The organism is Rhizobium sp. BK196 (genome assembly GCF_014193255.1).
GTDB lineage: Bacteria > Pseudomonadota > Alphaproteobacteria > Rhizobiales > Rhizobiaceae > Rhizobium.
In genome coordinates this window covers 405237-424407 of the sequence record NZ_JACHZB010000001.1, presented here as the reverse complement: position 1 = coordinate 424407, position 19171 = coordinate 405237, and the positions used below count along the sequence as shown (strand labels likewise).

General features: G+C 60.4%; 16 protein-coding genes. 6 read left to right on the top strand and 10 right to left on the bottom strand.

The features are described 5' to 3' along the window. Positions 1–3720: a FecR domain-containing protein gene (locus FHT78_RS02285; RefSeq protein WP_246715063.1), complete on the bottom strand. Its 3720-nt coding sequence runs from the start codon at positions 3718–3720 to the stop codon at positions 1–3. A gap of 177 nt (positions 3721–3897) precedes the next feature. Here FHT78_RS02285 and FHT78_RS02280 point away from each other — a divergent pair, with 177 nt between their 5' ends. Then, on the top strand, positions 3898–4437 hold the full coding sequence (locus tag FHT78_RS02280) for a Pycsar system effector family protein (RefSeq protein WP_183739964.1): 540 nt from the start codon (positions 3898–3900) through the stop codon (positions 4435–4437). 37 nt (positions 4438–4474) lie between these two features. On the opposite strand, the gene FHT78_RS02275 is transcribed toward FHT78_RS02280, so the two are convergent. Together FHT78_RS02275 and FHT78_RS02270 are read right to left on the bottom strand one after the other, a co-directional pair. Next, on the bottom strand, positions 4475–5314 hold the full coding sequence (locus tag FHT78_RS02275) for an SDR family NAD(P)-dependent oxidoreductase (protein WP_183739961.1): 840 nt from the start codon (positions 5312–5314) through the stop codon (positions 4475–4477). A gap of 306 nt (positions 5315–5620) precedes the next feature. Then, positions 5621–5833 carry a hypothetical protein gene (locus tag FHT78_RS02270; RefSeq protein WP_183739958.1) on the bottom strand — a complete coding sequence of 71 codons (213 nt, stop codon included), beginning with the start codon at positions 5831–5833 and terminating at the stop codon, positions 5621–5623. Positions 5834–6259: 426 nt separating this feature from the next. On the opposite strand from FHT78_RS02270, the gene FHT78_RS02265 reads away from it, so the two are divergent. Further along, on the top strand, positions 6260–7951 hold the full coding sequence (locus FHT78_RS02265; protein WP_183739955.1) for a peptidase domain-containing ABC transporter: 1692 nt from the start codon (positions 6260–6262) through the stop codon (positions 7949–7951). Further along, positions 7944–9260, top strand: a complete 1317-nt coding sequence (locus FHT78_RS02260; protein WP_183739952.1) for an HlyD family type I secretion periplasmic adaptor subunit — start codon at positions 7944–7946, stop codon at positions 9258–9260. Before FHT78_RS02265 ends, FHT78_RS02260 begins: the two co-directional genes overlap by 8 nt. A 15-nt stretch (positions 9261–9275) precedes the next feature. On the opposite strand, the gene FHT78_RS02255 is transcribed toward FHT78_RS02260, so the two are convergent. Further along, the gene (locus FHT78_RS02255; RefSeq protein ID WP_183739950.1) at positions 9276–9794 is read right to left on the bottom strand and encodes a DUF992 domain-containing protein; all 519 of its coding nucleotides are present in this window, start codon (positions 9792–9794) and stop codon (positions 9276–9278) included. A 104-nt stretch (positions 9795–9898) separates the two neighbouring features. After that, positions 9899–10936, bottom strand: a complete 1038-nt coding sequence (gene dusA / locus FHT78_RS02250; RefSeq protein WP_183739947.1) for a tRNA dihydrouridine(20/20a) synthase DusA — start codon at positions 10934–10936, stop codon at positions 9899–9901. 282 nt (positions 10937–11218) lie between these two features. Between dusA and FHT78_RS02245 the strand changes: the two genes are divergently transcribed. The 3 genes from FHT78_RS02245 (at position 11219) to FHT78_RS02235 (ending at position 13506) form a co-directional block, all read left to right on the top strand. Beyond that, positions 11219–11422, top strand: coding sequence for a hypothetical protein (locus FHT78_RS02245; RefSeq protein ID WP_183739944.1), 204 nt, complete (start codon positions 11219–11221; stop codon positions 11420–11422). Positions 11423–11714: 292 nt separating this feature from the next. After that, a complete protein-coding gene (locus tag FHT78_RS02240; protein ID WP_246715061.1) occupies positions 11715–11954 on the top strand; it encodes a hypothetical protein in 240 nt (79 codons plus the stop codon). 208 nt (positions 11955–12162) lie between these two features. Further along, positions 12163–13506 (top strand): hypothetical protein, encoded by a 1344-nt coding sequence (locus tag FHT78_RS02235; RefSeq protein WP_183739941.1) that lies wholly within the window; start codon positions 12163–12165, stop codon positions 13504–13506. Between the two features lie 479 nt (positions 13507–13985). Here the strand turns inward: FHT78_RS02235 and FHT78_RS02230 are convergent, their stop codons facing one another. The 5 genes from FHT78_RS02230 to FHT78_RS02210 form a co-directional block, all read right to left on the bottom strand. Further along, a complete protein-coding gene (locus FHT78_RS02230; protein WP_183739939.1) occupies positions 13986–14246 on the bottom strand; it encodes a DUF982 domain-containing protein in 261 nt (86 codons plus the stop codon). A 96-nt stretch (positions 14247–14342) separates the two neighbouring features. Then, positions 14343–14621: a hypothetical protein gene (locus FHT78_RS02225; RefSeq protein WP_183739936.1), complete on the bottom strand. Its 279-nt coding sequence runs from the start codon at positions 14619–14621 to the stop codon at positions 14343–14345. A gap of 256 nt (positions 14622–14877) precedes the next feature. Next, on the bottom strand, positions 14878–15219 hold the full coding sequence (locus FHT78_RS02220; RefSeq protein ID WP_183739935.1) for a hypothetical protein: 342 nt from the start codon (positions 15217–15219) through the stop codon (positions 14878–14880). 260 nt (positions 15220–15479) lie between these two features. Next, positions 15480–16271, bottom strand: a complete 792-nt coding sequence (locus FHT78_RS02215) for a glycosyl hydrolase 108 family protein (protein ID WP_183739932.1) — start codon at positions 16269–16271, stop codon at positions 15480–15482. A gap of 349 nt (positions 16272–16620) precedes the next feature. Continuing rightward, a complete protein-coding gene (locus FHT78_RS02210; RefSeq protein WP_183739929.1) occupies positions 16621–19158 on the bottom strand; it encodes a CHC2 zinc finger domain-containing protein in 2538 nt (845 codons plus the stop codon). Between the last annotated feature and the right edge of the window lie 13 nt (positions 19159–19171).

The following is a 19171-nucleotide window of genomic DNA, read 5'->3' as shown; positions in this document are numbered from 1 at the left end:
TCAGAAACGGATCTTCAGGCTGCCCTTGAAGGCGCGGCCCCAGCCTGGGGTGCCGGGCAGAACCTCAAAATCTTCGTCGAGCAGATTGTAGGCGGCAGCCTCGAGCGCGATGCGCTTGTCGAAAGGTTCCCAGATGAGATGGGCATCCAGGCTCCAGTAATCGTCGAGTTTCGTGCCGACCAGATCGCCGGAGCGCTCGCCGACATAATTTGCAGCAACAGTGGCTTTCACCTTGGCTTCATTGACCCAGGTCAGCGCGATCTGGCCGGAGTTTTGCGGGATGAAAGGCAGATCGCCGTGGTAGTTGAAGGTCGTCGGATCCTCGTTCTCGGAATCCATATAGGCATAAGTGGCCGAGAGACCGAAGCCGGACCCCAGAGCAACGTTGGCCGTAACGGCGGCGCGATCGATGGTGCCGCGCCCGTAAGTCTGGCTGTCGACGAGTGCGAGGCCGGTGACCGGCAGACCGATTGAGAAATCGTGCAATTCCTGATGCTGGTATTCGACTGACGTGAAGAAACGGTCCGTCCATTCGGCATCCCATTGCAAGGCAATCGTATCGGCGTATCCCTCTGCACCGACTGAGAACTGGTTGGCCTGCAGGCCAAGGATGCCGACGGGCGCCAGCGATGGTACGCCGGTGTCAAGGCCCTGGCGCATAAAGGCGGCGCGCAGCCACTGATTTTGCACGGGTTCCCAGGCAAGGCCGAAACGCGGTTCAAGCCGGCTGACATCGGTATCGTCGCCTTCCAGTCGCGTGGCGAACAATGCGTATTCGCCCTTCAGGTCAGGCGTGATCTCATGAAGGAGGTCGATATAGGCGCGGCCGATATTGACGCGGCTGCTCTCGTCGTCCGGGCCAAATGTCCGCTCGTCCACAAAGCCTGGTAAAAGAGTATCGAGATGAATCGTTGTCTTGTTGCTGCTATCGGTCCATCCGCCTTCGATACCGTACCGCCAGGTCAGCGTGTCATCGCCGATGCTGTGGCTGATCGCGGCTATGTAGGTTTTGGATGCGCTCTCCAGGCTCGTCTCCATGAACGGAAAAAAATCAGGAGGGGGAGCGCCAGTCACGTCGGAGACATCAAATGTCTGGTCGAAGACGGTTTTCGCTTTACCTTCGGAATAGAGGAGTGCGGTATTGAGCACATTCCGATACCCGAAAGTGTGGCTCCAGCCGATGCCGCCAATCGTCGTCTCACCCTCATCATATCTGTTTTGATAGAGAGGTAGATCCAGCGTCGGTATTACACCGCCGACGACCGGCAGAAAGAATTCTTCATTCAGGCGGTCGGTGAATGCCGTGCTTGTCGTCAGAGCATTGAGCGGCCCGTAGCTTTTGCCATGATTGAAGAAGCTGACAATACGGTCATCCGGCGTCAGCGTGGCGGTCAGGTAGGCATTGCCGGCGAGTAGTTTCTTGTCCAGATCGAACCCGCCGAAATCGCGGTAATCGCCGTCCAGCGCCAGCTCTTCCCAGGTCAGATCCGCGCGGAAGCTTATTGGAACGGTTGCGTTCGAATAGCCCTGGATTTCGGCTTCGCCGATGCGGCGCGTATGACCGTCGACGCTGTTGATGCCGCCGCCGAGCGAGCCTTCGATGAAGGGTACATCGAACAGCGATGCCGAGCGCGAACGGCCGGAGAGCATGTGCGGAGAGAGCAGAAGGCCCTGGATGAAGGATGAGTAGGTCGATGAATTGAGGCGATACTGGCTGATGCTGTCGTCGCTGAAGCTCGTTGCGTTGACGAAAGGAAAGATGCTCCCCTTGATCGACTGGTCGATGTAACCGGTGCCGTTGAAAGGATCGAAGACGGCATCGCCATAATAGCGGCCCCAGGCATCCAGACCCTGTAGCCGGAAGGCGTCATTCAGCGTCGAACCGGCGCTCGCGTTGGCGCCGAGCCCGCTGTAATCGCCGCCGCGGGCGCGGGAGCGGCGCAGGAATTCCTGCGCGTTGCGGATGGCACCATCGGCATTGTAATCGTCGATATCGATAGCGGTGCGGAAGGACGAGATAAGCGGATCGTCATCGTCGAGACGGTTGGCGTTGTCGAGCGCCTGTTCGGCAGGAAGCCGGTCGCCCTTTTCGTAGTGGGTGGCTGCAAGCAGGAACTGGGACTGCGAATGAGCGGGATTGGCGGTGCTGGCGGCGAGCAGGTCCTCCAGCGCCCTGTCGCGCTCGCCGGACTGCAGGTAGTAGCGGCCGCGGGCAAACAGGGCGAGATCGAAGGAAGGATCGAGCGCGATCGCGGTGTCAATCTCACGCTTGGCTTCCTTCATGCGCGACTGATCGAGATAGAGCATCGCAAGGTTGGCGTGCAGCAGCGGATCCTGAGGATCGAGCTCGATCGCCTTTTTGAAGGCCTTTTCCGCTTCGTCATTGGCATCGCGCGAACTTTGCAGCAGGCCGAGCGAATTCATCGCGCCCGAGTAGCCGGGCGCGAGCGCGATGGCGCGTTCGAGATCGGCAAGCGCGCCGTTGACATCGCGCTCGTAGGTGGCCCTGTAGCTCGCACGGGAGGAGAGCGCCATCGGATGATCGGGGTCGAGCGCCAGCGAGCGTTCTATCGCTTCCTTCATCTGCTCACGGTCGTCGATGAGCTCCGCCAGCTGGGCGCGGACCGCCGGCAGAGTCGCGTCATTAGGATAACGCTTTTCCGCTTTCCTGATGATCTCGATCGCCGCGCGCGGGTTTTCCAGGAAGCCTGTCGCATAGGCCTCCATCATCGCGCCATACGGGCCGGTGGGGTTGGCCGGCAGCGGTTCGGAATGGGCAGGATCGGCGAGCGAACGGGCGAAATAGCCGCCATATTGGGCCATGTTGCGGCGTGTCGGATCGAGATGCGGCAGGGCTTTCTGGAAGAGCCTGGCGGCATCGCCATAGCGCTTTTCCGAACCGGCAATGGTGGCGTCGATCAGGTCGACGCGGGCCTGCTGGGCGACCGTCAGCTTGCGGCCGCGGATATTCTTCAATGTTGCGGCTGCAGCCTGGCGGCCGTCAAAGGCGCTCTGCACTTCGGCGAGTTCCAGCCAGTCTTCCGTCGTGCGGCGCTCCGGCTGCAGAGCCAGCAGGCGGCGGCGCTCGCTCGCCATGCGGTCCGCCCGCAGCGGCGAGGTCGGCATCAGGTCGAAGCCGTCGCGCAGGTCCAGATAGAAAAGCATCTGTTCGCGGTCGTCAGGATTGACGCTGATGATCTTGTGCGGCGCCTGGCCGATGGTGGCGACGGCGCCTTCGCCTTCGTTGACGTCGACGCTGCCCTGCGGATTGCTGAGCGCCACGCGGCCTTCGAGCACGATCATCGAGGTCTTCGCGCCTTCGACGGTCATGGTCCAGTCCGTGCCGCGGATAGCGGCTGCGGCGGCAGGCGTCTCGACGGTCAGGCCTTGGCCGCCGCGCTGGGCGCGCGCCCAGATGGTGCCGGACTGAAGGTTGAGGATCGTGTCGCCCGTCGCAGACATTTTCTTGACTTGCAGCGCGGAATTGCGGCCGAGGCGGATCTGCGTGTGATCGGAAAAGAGGATGGCGAGCTGGCCGGTGGCATTGGTGCGCAGCACGTCACCATCGAGCAGGTCCTGATTGAGATCGACGACGCGCCAGTTGCTGACATCGACGAAGCGCACTTCCTCACCGGTCTTGCGGGCGATGACCGAGCCTGCAACCGGGGTCGGGCGCTGCAGCGGCTCGGCCGCAACCGGAAATGAAAGTAACGTTGACATGAGCGCAAGAGATGTACTTGCGCGCAGAAAAGACTTCAGCCCCGACATTTCAGATACCCCCGCACCTTTTTCCCCTTTGGCCAAGCGCGGTGTAAAAGTCAAGCTGACTGCACACGTGTTCTTGCTTTCGCAATCAAGTGTATTATTAGGGAAACACTATTGCGGGGTAGGGCTTCCTTGAGCGAGTTTGAAAATTTTGCGGAGCTGCCTTCGAGCTCTCCGTCGACCGAGGATATTGGCTCGGAATATTTCGACCATATCAAGAAAATCAACGACGTATTCTATGATCAGATCAAGATATCGGATCAGAAGGCAGCTTATATCTTTACTTTTATGCTCGCCTTTCTTGTGAGCTCCGCCGAGGTGAGGGCAGTCTTCACTTTTGCGCGCTATGCGCAGGGCACACCGCAGGCCATTCTCTTTTCCGGGCTTCTGGCGGCAGCCTCGGTCTTTTCGATTCTATCGGCCATCATGGTGGTATTGCCGCGGCGGCTCGACAAGTCCACGTCGATGTTCTGGGGCGCCTGGCCCAGGCACCGCGACGCCTTCTTCGAGGCGGCGATCCGCCGCGACGAGCGCTATCTCTTCGATCAGTATGTGGAAAATGCCGATATTCTCTCGCATATCGCCTGCAGCAAGTACCGCTTCGTGACGATTGCCTTTCGCGGACTGATGGTGACGGTCGTAGCCTATGTGCTGCTGCTGGTCGCGGCTTAAGTCCACGTTCCGGTTTGCCGTCGCTTCCGGCATGACTTCAGCTTTTGGCAAAGTCCGCCGCTGTGAGGGGGACAGGCTTATAGCCGTTGACGTCGGCGATATCGTATTCCTGGCCGAGTTCGGCCGCAACCAGGACCTTTCCGGATTTCGACATCAGCGCCGGGTCTCGCCAAAGTCCTGCTATGACGTGGCCGATGAATTGCGGTGACTCGGAATTGGACAGGTCGAAATATTCGGCGTTCTGCATGACCGCTTCGGTGCGGACCAGGCCGGGATAGAGGGCGACAGCGGCGACATGGTGCGGGCGCAGATCATGAGCGAAGTCCGCGGCCATCTTGTCGGCGGCGGCTTTCGCAGTGCCGTAGATCGCGTTGCCGTCGTAGAATTGCGCTGCCCAGAATGAGATATTGACGATCAGGCCGCGCTGCGCCTGGATCATGACGGGTGCCAGCGCACGCGACATCAGGAAGGCGGCCCTGAGTGCGGTGCCCATCATCGCGTCCCACCGCCAGAGCGGCTGCTCCCAGAAGGCGCGGGGCCAGGTAAAATCGCCATCCTCGACCATGTTTTCATAGCCGGGCCATGCATTGTTGACCAGAATGTCCAGCCTGTTGCCGGCTCTGATCTCTTCGGCCACGCGCTCGGTCTCAGTGTCGTTGCTGTGGTCGCAATGATGAATGATAAGGCGTCCGGGCAGTGTTGCGGCCTCAAGTTCAAGCCCGTCCAGCGAGCCTGCGCGTTTGCCCGCGCTTGCGTCCGCCTCCGAACGCGTCCTGCCGGTGACATGCACTGTGGCGCCCTCAGCGAGCAGGGCAAGCGCAACCCCGCGGCCGACGCCGCGACTTGCGCCCGTTACCAAGGCGACGATATCGTTCATACTGCTGGCCTCGTGTAGATAGCAGTTTACAGGCGCGGTTCGTAAACGTGGATCTGCGCTGCGAAATGTCTTGCTGTAGCGCAAAGTACGACGCCACCGTGCCATTGAGAAGACGGAAGACTAGCAGTTGCGCTGACGGGTGGCAGCGAAGAAGGAGACACTTGGGGAGGCGGAGTGGTGCGCACCAGCTGGTTGGCCCGTGTCGCCCGATCAGCGTTTCGTCATCCTCGACAAGTCTGTTGCACGAATTGTTCTAAGGATGTGGCCGGCGGACCGTAATCACAATCGGACGGTCCGCCGATTGCATTACTTCTTGAGCAGGGCCTGTACGGCGGCGATTTGGGCCGGGGTAAGATTCTGTAGGGCGTTCTTGGAGGCCGTCGCGAGCAACGCTGACAGTGGGTTGCTTGTGGCTGGGAGGAAACTGGTGCCCAGCTTTGGGGTGAAAAGGCTCGGGTTCACTTTCGTGATCGATGTGATCGCCGGGAAGACTTTGCCGATAGCGCTACCGAAAGCCATGGATATTCTCCTTTAAAATGTAAATATGTTGTAGATGCGCGATTTACGCGCAAGAAATATGCTTGCTTTTACAACTTAATCAATAAAATTCTTTTGCTGAGCAGCTTTTCCTTGTCCTGTCTGGTATCGCTGCTGAGGGCTGCGCGGCCGGCGCGAGATCAATATCCTTAATTAGAGTATCGCTATAGCGATCGACAGTCACTGTGCCCGTCCATACTGAGCATCCGCGGTTTTCATGCTTTTCGCGGCGAGGAAGGTCAGCCTTCTGAAGTTCGCCGAAGCGTTCAGCTGAAGTTTTCACCTTCGATAATGTGGCCGAAGTGCGTGCAAGTTTGAGGTATCTGGAACTTTCTAGGGTAGGTTGCGGACAATGCTTATCTGCGCTAATCAAAGGCGCGTTTAATTCGGGCGGTTCTCAGCTTTTCCATGTCAGTTTCCTCAAGCAACAGCGGTGAGCCGGCCTCATTGGCGTGGTTCGCCAAATCGACCTTGCCCTATACGCCTCTCGTCGCCGAAGTTATGCTGACCGCCTCGGTCATCCGGTTAATGGGATTGGTGCAGCCGTTCGTCTTCCAGACGGTGATCGACCGCGTGCTGCCGTTCCAGCGCGAGGCGTCGCTGGTCCTGATCGTCGGCATTCTGACGGCCACGGCCGTCTTTACGGTCATCCTGGACGCTCTCTCCACCTATCTCAGCAACCACATCGCCAACCGGTTGACCGCCGAGCTGGCCAACCGGATCTTCCGGCACGTCCTCAATCTGCCGCTCGCCTTCCTGCAACGCTGGCAGGTGGGCGAGACTTTGGCCCGGATCGGCGAAATCGACACCGTGCGCGGCTTCCTGACGGGAACGGTGGCAAGCGTTGTGGTCGACGCTTTGTTTGCCGTGATCTACGTCGTTGCGCTCCTCGCACTCAGTCCCTTCCTCACCCTGATCGTCGTGATTGCGCTGCCGCTGCAACTGCTTGTCTTTGGTGCGCTCGGACCGTTCCTGCGCAACCGCATGCAGACTGCTTTCCTATCCGAATCCTTTCACCAGACCCGGCTCGTCGAGATCCTGGGCAATCTCACCACCGTGAAGGCGATGGCCGGCGAACGCATCCAGCACGCCCGGCTGCAGGAAACGTTAATCGCGAGCCTCACCGAGCGGTTTCGAGTCATCAAGTGGGATATCGGCTCGGGAGCCATCCAGAATGTGCTCGGCAGCGCCTCCAACATCCTGATCATTTTCTTCGGCGCACAGTTGGTTTTTGCCAACACCATTACGCTTGGGGAGCTCATCGCGTTCCACATGCTGTCCGATAAGGTTTCGGGGCCGATCATGTCGTTGTCCACGATCTGGCAGCAGTGGCTCGGCCTGAAGGTCGCTCGTTATCGCCTCGGGGATCTCATCAACGAGCCCCCGGAAGAAGAAACGGCCAAGCCAGCGTTCGATCTGCAAGGTATTGCCGAACTTGAGATGAGAGACATCTGGTTCGGCTACCAGCCGGATCATTTCGTCATCAAAGGATATTCGGTCATGATTAGCGCGGACAGGCCTTCGATCATCGTCGGGCCATCGGGCTGCGGCAAGTCGACCATCGGGAAAATCCTGGTCGGGCTCTACCAGCCGACATCGGGCATCGTCGCTGTCGACGGGAGGGATATTTCCCAATTCGACCCATACAGCCTGCGCAGGAGCCTGTCCTACGTGCCACAGGAACCGGTGCTGTTTTCCGGCTCGATTCTTGAAAACCTGATGATCGCCAACCCGTCGGCGACCGCCGAAGAAATCGCATGGGCGCTGCAGGCAAGCGCCAGCGATGAATTTGTGGCGAGCCTGGAAAACGGTATCGAGCAGCAGGTCGGCGAACGAGGGGGCTTTCTGTCGGGCGGCCAGCGCCAGAGGCTGTCGATTGCGCGCGCGCTCCTCGCGAAACCTTCGATCCTCGTGCTCGATGAGCCGACGAGCGCGCTGGACGATGAGGCGGAGAGCGTCGTCGTCGCCACGATCGCCAACGTCAGCAAGACGGTCGCGACTGTTGTCATCACCCATCGTCGGGATCTGCTGGGCGAGGATGTCAACGTCATCGATATGGGCACGGCAATTCGTTCCCCGTTGCAGGTGTTGCATGCCTGATGCAATCGGCATCTCCGCGCCGTCGCCCACCCTTCGCCTGACGATCTGGATATTTCTCCTGATGTTCGTATCTTTCGTTGTCGGTAGCGTGGTGTTCAAGACCGAGATCATTGCGACCGGGCAGGGGCGCATCGTGCCGGTCGCGCGAGTGCAGACCATTCAATCGCGTTTTCAGGGTAAGGTTGCCGCGATCAATGTCCGTGAAGGCCAGCGGGTTTCGCAAGGGGATGCGCTGATCAGTCTTGAAGATACGGAGGCTCGCAGCCTCGTCGACCAACTCACCGCGAACCTTCGAGCGCTCGAACAGGATCACCTGGCCGCTCAGGCAATCCTGGCGCCGTTGTCTCAGGTGGATCCCGCATCTCCCATCTTCGTATCCTCGGGACTGGGACGGCTGTCTGGTCAACCCTATGCAGCCTCCGATGCTACGTCGGCCTTGGTTCGCGCCACCCTTGTGTCGGTCAGCGACGATGTCGCCCAGCTGGATTCCGCCTTGCGCAAGACTGAATCAGCCGAAAGCGTCAGCCAGGCCCGCCTCGCCAACGCCGATGCCGATTATCGGATCGTGGCCGACAAGTTCAAATCCTATGACGCACTGGAGAAGCAGGGCGTCATCAGCCGGGCAGATTATTTTGACCGACTGCGGGAAGTGACCGTGGTCGAAGGGGAGGTCAACATTGCTTCAAAAACGCTGCAGCAACTCGCAGCCGAAAAGGATGAAATCCGCAAGCAGCGCCAGAAAGTCATCTCCGCAGCTCTGGTGACCTATCAAAAGCAGCTGAATGATACAGCGACTGCGATGGCGCGGGCCGCCGCCGAACTCAAGGCCGCTAAGCAAAATCTCGCCAACATGACGCTGGTGTCGCCGGTGGATGGCATCGTCGAAAACTTAAGCGTCTCGACGATTGGCGGCTTCCTCGACGAAGGCACGCCGACCATGACGATCGTCCCCCAGGACTCCCCCCTTGAACTGGAGGCGCTCTTTGACAACAGTGACGTCGGTTTTCTGCGATCAGGTCAACGGGCCTACGTCAAACTGGCAGCTTTCCCGGCCGAGCGTTTCGGGATGCTTGCGGCGGAAGTAACTGGGGTGGGGGCCGATGCACGGCAGAATGCCGACCAATCGAACTGGGTCTATGCCGTTCGCCTGAAACTCGACAAACCGGCCATGCAGATCGATGGCCGGCCTATTCGCCTTGCGTCGGGAATGACCGCGAGCGTTGACATTGTCACCGGCGAGAGACGTCTGATCAGCTATTTCTTTTCTCCGCTCATCAAGACGTTTCAGGATAGCTTGCACGAACGCTAAGGCGGCGTTCGGGACCTAGCGCGCTGCCTTCAGCTGGAGGCGGGAAACGCCTGCGGCCACATTCACGCCGGTTCCGGTTTCGCCGCTGAGCGGCTGCAATGCGAAATTCTTCGAATTCCCGCCCACCAGGGCATTTGCCCCGAGGCCGACGCCGACGGACGCGCTGGCCGATGCGCCGACATAGGTACCGGCGAGAGCGCCATCGCCGACGCGCGTAGGCGCCGTGTTGACGACGATCCAGCTGAGGTACGATTTGCCGGTAACGCCGATATCGAGACCGAGCTTTCCGATCGAGCCGGTATAGTGCTCCACCTTGCCGCTTTGCTGCTTGAAGCGGCAATCGATCGCCTTGTTCGATCCGATGATCATGCCGGCACCGCCGGCGACCTCACAGGAAAGCGTGCCGAGGCGTTGCCTCGGTTCATTGACGACCTGCTGGCTAGCGTGTTTCGGTTGCTTATGCTGGCTCGCGGCCTGCGCCACGGGGACAAAACCGAGGGAAGCGGCAGCGGCTAATATCATGAGGTTCTTCATGAGCGTTTCCTTTCACCTTCCATCGCGGGGATGGTTATAAACGCGTTCAAAAGAACTTCGTTCAGACGTCGAAGGGAAATGCACCGGCCTGCGCCATTATGCCGTCACGCGCTGACGGCTTCCGCCGCACCCAAGAAATCGACCGCGGCGAAGGCGGCGGCAATCACTTCCGGGCCGGCTTTCGGCTTTGCGGCATCGGTCGACAGGATCTGGCGGTAGCGGCGGGCGCCCGGCAGGCCAGTGAAGAGACCGACCATGTGGCGGGCGATATGCTGCAGGCGGCCGCCATTGGCGATATGGCCGGCAGCATAGGCCATCATACGGTCGCGGAGATCGTTCCAGTCGGGCTTGGCGGCAGGTGCGCCGTAGAAACGGTGGTCGACATCGGAAAGGATCGCGGCATTCTGATAGGCGGCGCGGCCGAGCATGACGCCGTCGACATGGGCGAGGTGGCCTTCAGCCTCGTCCAGCGTCTGGATGCCGCCATTGATGCCGATGAAGACATCGGGGAAGCTGGCCTTCATGCGATAGACGATCTCGTAATCGAGCGGCGGGATCTCGCGGTTTTCCTTCGGGCTCAGGCCCTTCAGCCAGGCCTTGCGGGCGTGGATCCAGATCGCGTCGGCGCCGGCGTCGAGCACCTGGCGCATCAGCATGGGCAGGGCCTCTTCCGGCTCCTGCTCATCGACGCCGATGCGGCATTTGACCGTGACCGGGACCTTGGCGACCTTCTTCATGGCGGCGACGCATTCGGCAACGGTCTCAGGTGTGAGCATCAGGCAGGCGCCGAAGGTGCCGGATTGGACACGATCCGACGGGCAGCCGACATTGAGGTTGATCTCGTCATATCCGTAGGGCTCGGCGATGCGCACGGCCTCAGCGAGCTTTGCCGGGTCCGAGCCGCCGAGCTGCAGGGCGAGGGGATGTTCGGTGCCATCGAAGGAGAGAAGGCGCTCGCGCGGGCCGTGGATGATCGCGTCGGCGACGACCATTTCCGTATAGAGCAAAGCATTGCCGCTGATCTGACGGTGGAAGAAACGGCAATGGCGGTCGGTCCAGTCGATCATGGGCGCGACGGCAAAGACCGGCGCCTTGAAATAGCGCTGGTTTCGTTCTGAAATAGCCGTGTTTACCGTCGTCATGATCTCAAGTCTTCTTTCGTCCGGTCGCATGTCCCGTGGCCTCATGTCGTGGCAGAGGCCCGATCCTGCAAGGCCGGTTGGCGAAAGGCCGGAGCGGGCGTCAACGGGACGAGGGCTTATACATGACGCATGGCGATAAAGCGAGATGGGTGTTCGAGGGGCGGGCTGTCATCTTCTTGAAGGCTTCCCGCGCTTGACCCATGTTCCGTTTTCGGGGAAGGCACGCGAAACGATCCTGATATTCTCGATGTCTGGATCGAGCAGAAGAGGATGATCAGCCCCATGGCGGACGATAGCGCAGCGATCAAGGCATTGCTTGAAATGCCGAGGCGTGACAACAGCGCCTACCTGGAAACGCTCCGGCTGGTGAAAGAGGCATTCGCCGAAGCTGAGGCGGAATTTGGCGGCAAGGTCATCGCGACGACGGACAGCGCCCGGGACGAAGCCGGCAATATCGTCATCATGACCGTCATCAGGCCGGCATGATGAGAAGAGGGCGAGAAGATCGCCTGACACAGAGGCTCGATTGAACCAAAATCCTTCTGCCGCGTTTTTGCCACAAACAGGAGGAATTCGATGGACGACCTGCTTCTGATCGCCACGCTTTGCGGTCTAATGTCTTTCGCCATGATCTGGATCCAGACGAAAGAATAAGCTTTTGCGTCAATGGTTTGACGCTTTCCCGTCTCTTCGCCGGCACCGCTCATCCCGCGCCGGTTCCCCAAGCATTATACTGCTCTGAAACGATACTCTTGACTTCTCCGAAAATGAGAACAAAATGAGAACAAATTATTTTCTCATCTATGTTCTGATGGAGAGTTCGATGGCAGCAAGCCCGAGTTATTCAGGAGCAGCAGACAAGGCCCTGGCCTTTGCCGCGCAGCTGCGCGCAGACCGCGAGCGTCACGAAGCGCGCAGGCGGGAAGAACAGCGCCGCATCGAGGCGATGCGGCCGATCAACAAGCATGTGCTGAAGGTTTTTGGCGGGCAGCAGCTGGCGCTGAAGCTGGATAGCTGAGGTGTGGACTGTCCTTGTGAGTGCCCGAACGGGCGGCCGGAATCTGTCGTTCGATCATCTCTGGGCGGCTAACGCTGCGGGATGTGCAAGGGGCCACCGCCGAGGCATCATGCGCATTCCTCTGATATTTTTACCATTTTCCGAGCGGGCCGTGGACTGTCTGGAATTTCAGACGTAAAAGAATTGCAACTATTTGGGGTAAGGTTTCATGAAGAGATTATTTTCGCTGCTGGCTGCGATGGCGCTGCTTGGTTCGGGCGCAATCGCGCAAGATGCCGAGGAAGATCCTGTGGATATGGTGATCCGATTGACCGGACGGACAGATCCTTATCTGCAGGCCATTTATCGGGATCACAGGGATATCGTACTGAAAGTCTACGCGGAGGCGGGCCGTCAGAAATGGGTTGAACAGAAGAAAACCCTTGCGACGGTCATCGCCACGTATGGTACTCCGGTCCTCTCTCGCGCAGGCGACAGTGCCGTGATTGCAATCATGGAGAAGACGGCCGCGCTTGCCGATATCGTGGCCGCCAAATATCCCGAAGGCTGCGAGTATTTTTTCACAGGGAATATGCCTGACTGGTATTCCGTTGTGGAGGTCAGAAACGGCCGAATGGATGATCTGCGAGCGAAAGCCTATGCTTACGAGGATGGGAAATTCCGCGCTCCGGTTGCCTTGATGTCTTCCGACGCCCAACACCACCTTATGACGCACTTTCTGGGGATGACGCCTGAGGAGGTGCGAAAAGCGCGAGCGGCACCAAATGGCGTGAGTGACGACGAGATGTGCTCGATCGCAAAGAAACTTTATAACCTGGGCGCTCTGCCGAAGGAGATGCACGGCTATTGGGGGAGGGCATTGCTCTCGCTCGGCCCGTCCCCGGAGAAGCAAAAGCCCGCTGCAGCTGCGAAGGCCGCGCCGGGCGCGGTTGCGCAGGAAACGAAGGCTGGCTCCTTCGAAAAGGAGATGCAGGGTCTCGCCGGCATCAATCCTTTCGTTCACGCAGTCTTCATGGATCACGAGGATGAGGCCCGGCAGTTGTTTGTCGAGACCCAAGCCTCCGGAGGCAAGATCGATCCGCGAGTACAAGCGGACGCGATGGTGGCGAAATACGGCAATCCCGCACTGTCGCGAGCAAGCGATGCAATTGCGATCGATGTCTTGAAGAAGGCGGGTGAGCTCAACGAGGCCCTCGCCCGTTACTATCCGCAGGGCTGCAAGGGTTTCGTGACCATGAGGGTGTCGCAGAGCGCGCAGGCCATTCCGCAGGTGAAAGAGCGCTACTTCCGATATCTGGAAGCCAAACGTCTGGCTTACGAGGACGGGAAGACACGCCCGCCTGCGGCCGTTCAGCTGACCGCTCAGGACATCGCGCAAATGATCACGCAGCGCCTGGGCGTGAGCGTAGACGAGTTGAATAAACTGACGAAACTTTCCGAACTCAGCGACGAAGAGGCTTGCTCGATAACAATGAGGCTCAACGCGATAGACCCCGTGCCGGAGGCGCAGCGCGGCATCTGGGCTAGAGCTGCAATGTCGTGGAGTGGCTGAGCGGCATTGTCCAGCGCCGGCCCTGCGCAATGGCGGGCGCCAACGCATCCGGCTTCGGCCTCAACGGCCCTGCAAGATATCGATCAGCTTCGGGTGTATAGCGGCGATTTTGGATGTCGAGCATGTCCTGATAGGCGGCTCGGCCGTAAAAAGCCGCAGGCCGCAGCGCGTTGTTAAACGGCTCGTTATCGAAAAACCGGCGTGCGTCCATTCGCACGCGCCAAGAACGCTTCGACTTTTTGAACCCGCACATCGGGCTTTCCGAAAATCGATCCCGATCTTCCCGCCGATGCTGTAACGGCTCGGCGGGAGATTCCGTCAGGTCAAAAAGCGCTTAGTCATACGAGGTGGCGAGCGCTTTTTGGGGTCGCCGCATATCGGGGTCACCGATCTTCATTAAAAAATCGGCAGTCGTGTCTCGATACCAAAATTCGGCCACTCAAAACTTTAGGGAAGTGGGCTGCATTCCGCGGGCGCTTTCAGCCCGTAAGCGCCACCTCGATCGGAATCTCTGCTTCCCGGGCAGCGGCAATGAAACAATCGCGGGCTTCGTGCGGCGTGCGCAGCCCGGATTCGACATCGGCGCAGGCCTGCAGCGCTCGGAAAAATGCCTTTCCCGTCGAGACCGGCCAGGCTGTGAGCAGCATGTTCAGCGCTTCCTCGGTGGTCGCGACCAGCAGCATCTGTCCACTGCGTTTGCAGACGACCATGACAGGCGTTTCCCACCGACGTTTGCTCATGCGCTCATCCTCCTGCGGCAGAAGATAACGCCTGCTGCCGCTCATCGTCAAAGGCCGCGTTCGGAGGCAAGGGTATGATCGGCCACGGGGCCGGGGTCAATGCAGTATCGACTTGCTGCCCGGATGGTTCATCTCGAAGCGCCCGAGCAGATCCATGGCTTCGGCAATGACGTTAAGCGCGACTTCGGAGCGATCTGCCGATATTGCAGGGCCATCGCGCAGCAGCCTGTCGGCCAGTTCTTCCAGCTGCTTGCAAGCCCTGTCACCTGCCTGCCTGGCGACGACAGCCGAAAAGTGCAGCGTCTGGCTCAGCCGCCGCAGCGTATCGGCGCGCTCCATCGTATTCATCTCTTCGATCCGCTTCGGCTTTTTCATGTGTTCCCCTGCGACGTGCGCATCCAGGTGGCGACGCGCTCGCCGGGCAAGCCATTATGAGTGATCTGGGAAGGAAGCGAAGGAATGCAATGTGCGGACGCCCAAGGTTTCCTTGTCAGACCCAGTTGCCGGGGCTCTCAAGCCGATACAAGCGATGACGTGTCCGTTTGCCTTGTGCTGGCGCCTGTAATCGCGTCACGCCCGCTTCTCGCCTGAAGCGGCGAGCGTGAGAGGGCAGGAGTGACAGGCGCTCAGCCTATCGGCCCTGGAAGATCTTGATCAGCTTGGGAGTGTAGCGGCGGTTCTTGATGTCGAGCATGTCCTGATAAGTTATGTCGCCGGAAACGATCGCATTTGTGTATCGGCTGCAGGCAATCTTCGGAGCGTCCTTCTCTGCCACGTTCAGGAAGAGTGCGGCGTTATGGCGGGCCTTCGTGTCGGATAAGCCGAGCTGCCTGATGCACTCGTTCAAAAGCCCGTTTCTCTGACTCTCGCTGCCACGCGCCACTCTGACAGCTGCATCATATTGTTTCTCGGTCGGCATACAGCCGGTGAGCAATCCGGTGGCAATCAATGTCAATGCAATATAGGCGCGCATGATTATCCCTCAATTATGCTGCTGACAGCCTCTTGTGCTGTGATTGGCGGGCTACCTTTATTTTGATTCTCGTGGTGCGGGAATTCTGTTCTTCGCAGTTTCTCATTTCTTCTATAGCTGGTTGAAAAGTTCATGAGTGGATGACGTGTGCGTAGTCGCGATCGACGGACCCTTTCGCGGAAGCACCTTTGGGATAAGTGGATCTGTGGGCTGCTCAGCGAGCCGGTGACGTTCACACCCGAGAGGACCTGCTTCCGTCTTTACCGCCCGGCCGCCCGGTATGCCTCTGCGCGTTCCTTCTCTCTTGCGGCCTTCACCACCAGCAAGCCCGCCGCCACAAGCCCCACGATCATCACCCCACCAAGCACCAGCAAATTCGGCTCCGCCGGCAGCGCCGCGCCCGTTCCGGCCCCGCCCGACGCCGATACGGCAATTGCCGCTCCCGCCTTCCGCAGCGTTGCGGCCGCCTTCTCGGCCTTCTTTGCCTCATCCGCCAGCGCCGCCTTCGCATCCACGCTCGGCTGCCCACGGAGATGCATCGCGACCGCCTTCGCCTCGATCTTCGCCACGCGCGCCGACCAGCCCTTGCCATAGGTTTTCCAGATCGCAAGGCTTTGCATGAAGCTCAGGCGGCGGGCGCAAAGGGCCTTGATTTCCCTGGTGCCGGCGGTTGCGGCTTTGGCGCGGGTCAGCGGGCCGGATTTGCCGTCGGCGGGGGCGCCGATGACGGCCTGGGCGTCGCGGAGCGCCCGGGCGGGGCCGGAGTTGACGGCGTAGTCGAAGGTGGCGAGGTCGAAGCCTGCAGGCAGGGTGTCGCCGCCGATCTCGTCCCAGTATCTGGCCTTGTAGATGGGTTTGACGTCGTCGAGCGTCAGGCTGCGGATGTCGAGGGCGGGAAAGGCGGCGGCCGAGATGCCGTATTTGGTGCCTTTCAGCGTGCCCTTGCCGATCCTGCCGCCGGTCCAGTTGCCGGGATCGGTGCGCTCCAGGGAGAGGCCGCCTTCGGATGCAAGCGTGATCGAAAGGCATTCGGAGAAATTCGTGCTGGCCATGCCGCGTTCCTTTTTGATGGATCGCGACAAGATCGAACGGCAACGGTTGTGCCTGTTGCACGACAAGGGGGACCGCCGCCTCCGCTACAGGAAAAACGGAGTGGGGCGCGGCGGCCGGCTTTTGAAGGCCGGTACCAAAACCATAATCCTGAGAGATCGTTCCGGAATGAAACCTAATCAATTAGGGCTATGGGCATATCCGCAGGGTGGAATGCCGCCCCGGAAATGCCGGTACAAGGCGAGGCAACTCACGCCAGCTCGTTACGATTCCTGCAGTTCGCCTCTGTCACGAAGCTTCAGGATGACGAGCTGGATGACTTTTATCCTGCGCTTTCGCTGTCCGCGTGTCTCAGAACACATCGGCGTAGCTGGCCGCGGCGCTCATCGCGCCTTCCTTCAGCCTCACGCCTTGCGCCACCATCCCGCTTGCGAACCGCACCAGGTGCACATCGGGCATGGATTTCAGGCGCTGGGAGAAGGTGTTGACGGGCGGCAGGAAGCTTTCGCGATAGCCCTGTTCGATCGCCCATTTGCGGAAGTCCTCGAAGAGTTTTACTGTGCGCAGCCAGCCGCCTGCGGGTTCGTTCGATGTGGGCTCGATGCGGATATCGAACCATTCGTTGAGCGGATCGAGCAGCAGCCAGGCGTTCAGCGCCTCCTTGGAGCTTTCGGGGATGGTGTAGTGGCCGTTGCGCTTCAGCCGCCGGGCGCCTGCTACGGCAAAGCCGAGCAGCAGTTCCAGCTCTTCCTTCGCGATACGCTCGGCGATATCGGGGATGACCTCGTCTTCGGGAATGCTGCGGTTGAACTGGATGACGACGAGGCGGCGGCGAAGCCCGCGGTCTATCCCGCCGTTGAAGCGCGGCAGCGTGTTGGTGGTGAAGCAATGGAGTGCGCGGGGGATGAAGCTCTCGACATCCTTGTAAAGTCTGCGGCCTTCGATCGGGTTGCCGGTCACGGCTGCCTTGAACTCCTCGCCTGATATGGCCGCCGCGCTCAACTCGTCTGCGACGTTCGCCGCCTTGCCGGAAAGATTGATGATGCGCTTCTCGTCATTAAAGAAGGCAGGCGAGATGGAGGAGACGGCGCCTTCGGGCAGGAGCGCGCGAAAGAGCGAGGCGATGGTGGATTTGCCGTTGCTGGCGGTTTCGCCGAGCAGGATGAAGGCCTTCGGCTGGCGGATACGGGTGGCAAGGCCGAAGGCGGCAGCCCCCAGCATTTCGGCGACGAGGTCGATCTTGCGGGCAGCATCGGGATCGCCCTGAAAGGCGCCGTGGAGCAGCTTGTGTAAGAGCGAGCCCTCGGGCGGGGTGTTTTCGGTGTGCAGGTTGTAATCGGCTGATATCGTGAAGCGGAAGCGGTCATCCGGTTCATGCGGGCGGCAGATCACCTTGCCGGCCTCATCCAGCGTGATGGTGCAGTTCAGCGCGTTGACGCCGATGGCGGGATTGCGGAAGAAACCGGCATCGGCAGTGCGGGTGCCGAGCTCGTTGAGGATGCCGTCGATCATGTGCCTGCCGAGCTTCAGCGGCTTTTCCTTCGGGCCGATGCCGACGGCATCGAAGGCATGCATGGCAAGGCGGAGCTTCTGTTCGGGAATGGGGCGCCAGGCGGAGGGGCCATAGGCCCAGAATTTGCCATCGGCGCGGACGATCCGCCCGCCGCAGGCTTCCGCCAGGTGCTCGTCGAAGATGCGCGCCAGCCAGACTTCGGAGCCGAAGGGCTGGCTCGGAAACCATTCCGGCATGCGGTCTATGCCGTCGGCGCCGACCGGCGGCGCTTTCGGTGCCTGCGGGTGCAGCTCTTCCGCTGCCGGCGGCGGCTCGACCGGGGCGGGCACGTGGCGGCGAATGGTGGCGCGCATGAAGGCATCGAGCTCAAGGCGCGTCCAGCCGGCATCGACGGCATCGGCACTATCCCAGCTACGGCCGGGAAGGCGGCCCGCCTGCCAGTCGCAATAGGCGAAGTGTGCGATATCCGAGGCGGCACTTGCATCGGCAAAACCCGTCAGCCGGACGCGGGCGCCGAGGCCTGCGAGGATGGCGGCGATCTCGTCTGCCGTCGAAAGGCCAGGCGCATCGAAATCCGGCCAGATCACCACATCGCGGCCTGATAACGGCGACCAGTCGGTGTGTTTGACGCCCTGCGTGCCGCCGGCCCAGGAGAGGACGATACGGCCCGTTTTCGCCGCCAGCCGGTCGCGGCATTTCTCGCCCTCGACGACGATCACCTGCTTCGTCTTGCCGAGCGTTTCGACGCCATAGAGCGGGCGCGGCTTGGGAAAGGGATAGCGGCACCAGCTCTCCTTGCCGTCGGGCAGGCGGGCGAACATGACCATCGGCGTTTCCTTGCCGCCATCGGGGAGGTCATGGCGCAGCACATAGCCGATCAGCGCGCCGTCGGCGCGGCGATAGGGAAAAACCATGGAGGGAGAAAATGAGCCCCATTCGGAGCGGTCGCCCTTGCGCTTGGGGTTATAGAGGCGGATGCGGGCGCCCGGTTTGACCGGCTCGGACGGAGGGGCAATCGGTGTGATGCCCTCGTAGGGGTCGCGCACCTGCGGCGCGCGCGGGGCCAGGTTCGGCCTGATATGATCGCCGCCATCGAGATGGCTGTTGCCATCGAGGATACGGACGGCTTGCGCGAGATCCACACCCTTGATCTGCTGCACGAAATCCAGGACATCGCCGCCGGCGCCGCAGCCGAAGCAATGGAAGCGCTCGATGCCGTCCTGCCCTCTGAAGACGGTGAAGGACGGGGTCTCCTCGGCGTGGAAGGGGCAGCAGGCGACATGCTCATGCCCGTTCCTCTTGAGCCTGCAGCCATAGCCCGCCGCCGTCCCGGGCAGCGACACATCGCGGCGAAGCCGTTCGACATCTGAAGGCATGTTGCGGCTCTTG

Excerpts from the sequence above, each read along its gene's own strand:
- FHT78_RS02235 (WP_183739941.1), top strand. The coding sequence starts at position 12,163 with ATGAAGAGATTATTTTCGCTGCTGGCTGCGATGGCGCTGCTTGGTTCG.
- FHT78_RS02215 (WP_183739932.1), bottom strand. The coding sequence starts at position 16,271 with ATGGCCAGCACGAATTTCTCCGAATGCCTTTCGATCACGCTTGCATCC.
- FHT78_RS02225 (WP_183739936.1), bottom strand. The coding sequence starts at position 14,621 with ATGAAAAAGCCGAAGCGGATCGAAGAGATGAATACGATGGAGCGCGCC.
- FHT78_RS02285 (WP_246715063.1), bottom strand. The coding sequence starts at position 3,720 with ATGTCAACGTTACTTTCATTTCCGGTTGCGGCCGAGCCGCTGCAGCGC.
- FHT78_RS02245 (WP_183739944.1), top strand. The coding sequence starts at position 11,219 with ATGGCGGACGATAGCGCAGCGATCAAGGCATTGCTTGAAATGCCGAGG.
- FHT78_RS02220 (WP_183739935.1), bottom strand. The coding sequence starts at position 15,219 with ATGCGCGCCTATATTGCATTGACATTGATTGCCACCGGATTGCTCACC.
- FHT78_RS02240 (WP_246715061.1), top strand. The coding sequence starts at position 11,715 with ATGAGAACAAATTATTTTCTCATCTATGTTCTGATGGAGAGTTCGATG.
- FHT78_RS02255 (WP_183739950.1), bottom strand. The coding sequence starts at position 9,794 with ATGAAGAACCTCATGATATTAGCCGCTGCCGCTTCCCTCGGTTTTGTC.
- FHT78_RS02275 (WP_183739961.1), bottom strand. The coding sequence starts at position 5,314 with ATGAACGATATCGTCGCCTTGGTAACGGGCGCAAGTCGCGGCGTCGGC.
- FHT78_RS02265 (WP_183739955.1), top strand. The coding sequence starts at position 6,260 with ATGTCAGTTTCCTCAAGCAACAGCGGTGAGCCGGCCTCATTGGCGTGG.
- FHT78_RS02210 (WP_183739929.1), bottom strand. The coding sequence starts at position 19,158 with ATGCCTTCAGATGTCGAACGGCTTCGCCGCGATGTGTCGCTGCCCGGG.
- FHT78_RS02230 (WP_183739939.1), bottom strand. The coding sequence starts at position 14,246 with ATGAGCAAACGTCGGTGGGAAACGCCTGTCATGGTCGTCTGCAAACGC.
- FHT78_RS02270 (WP_183739958.1), bottom strand. The coding sequence starts at position 5,833 with ATGGCTTTCGGTAGCGCTATCGGCAAAGTCTTCCCGGCGATCACATCG.
- FHT78_RS02260 (WP_183739952.1), top strand. The coding sequence starts at position 7,944 with ATGCCTGATGCAATCGGCATCTCCGCGCCGTCGCCCACCCTTCGCCTG.
- dusA (WP_183739947.1), bottom strand. The coding sequence starts at position 10,936 with ATGACGACGGTAAACACGGCTATTTCAGAACGAAACCAGCGCTATTTC.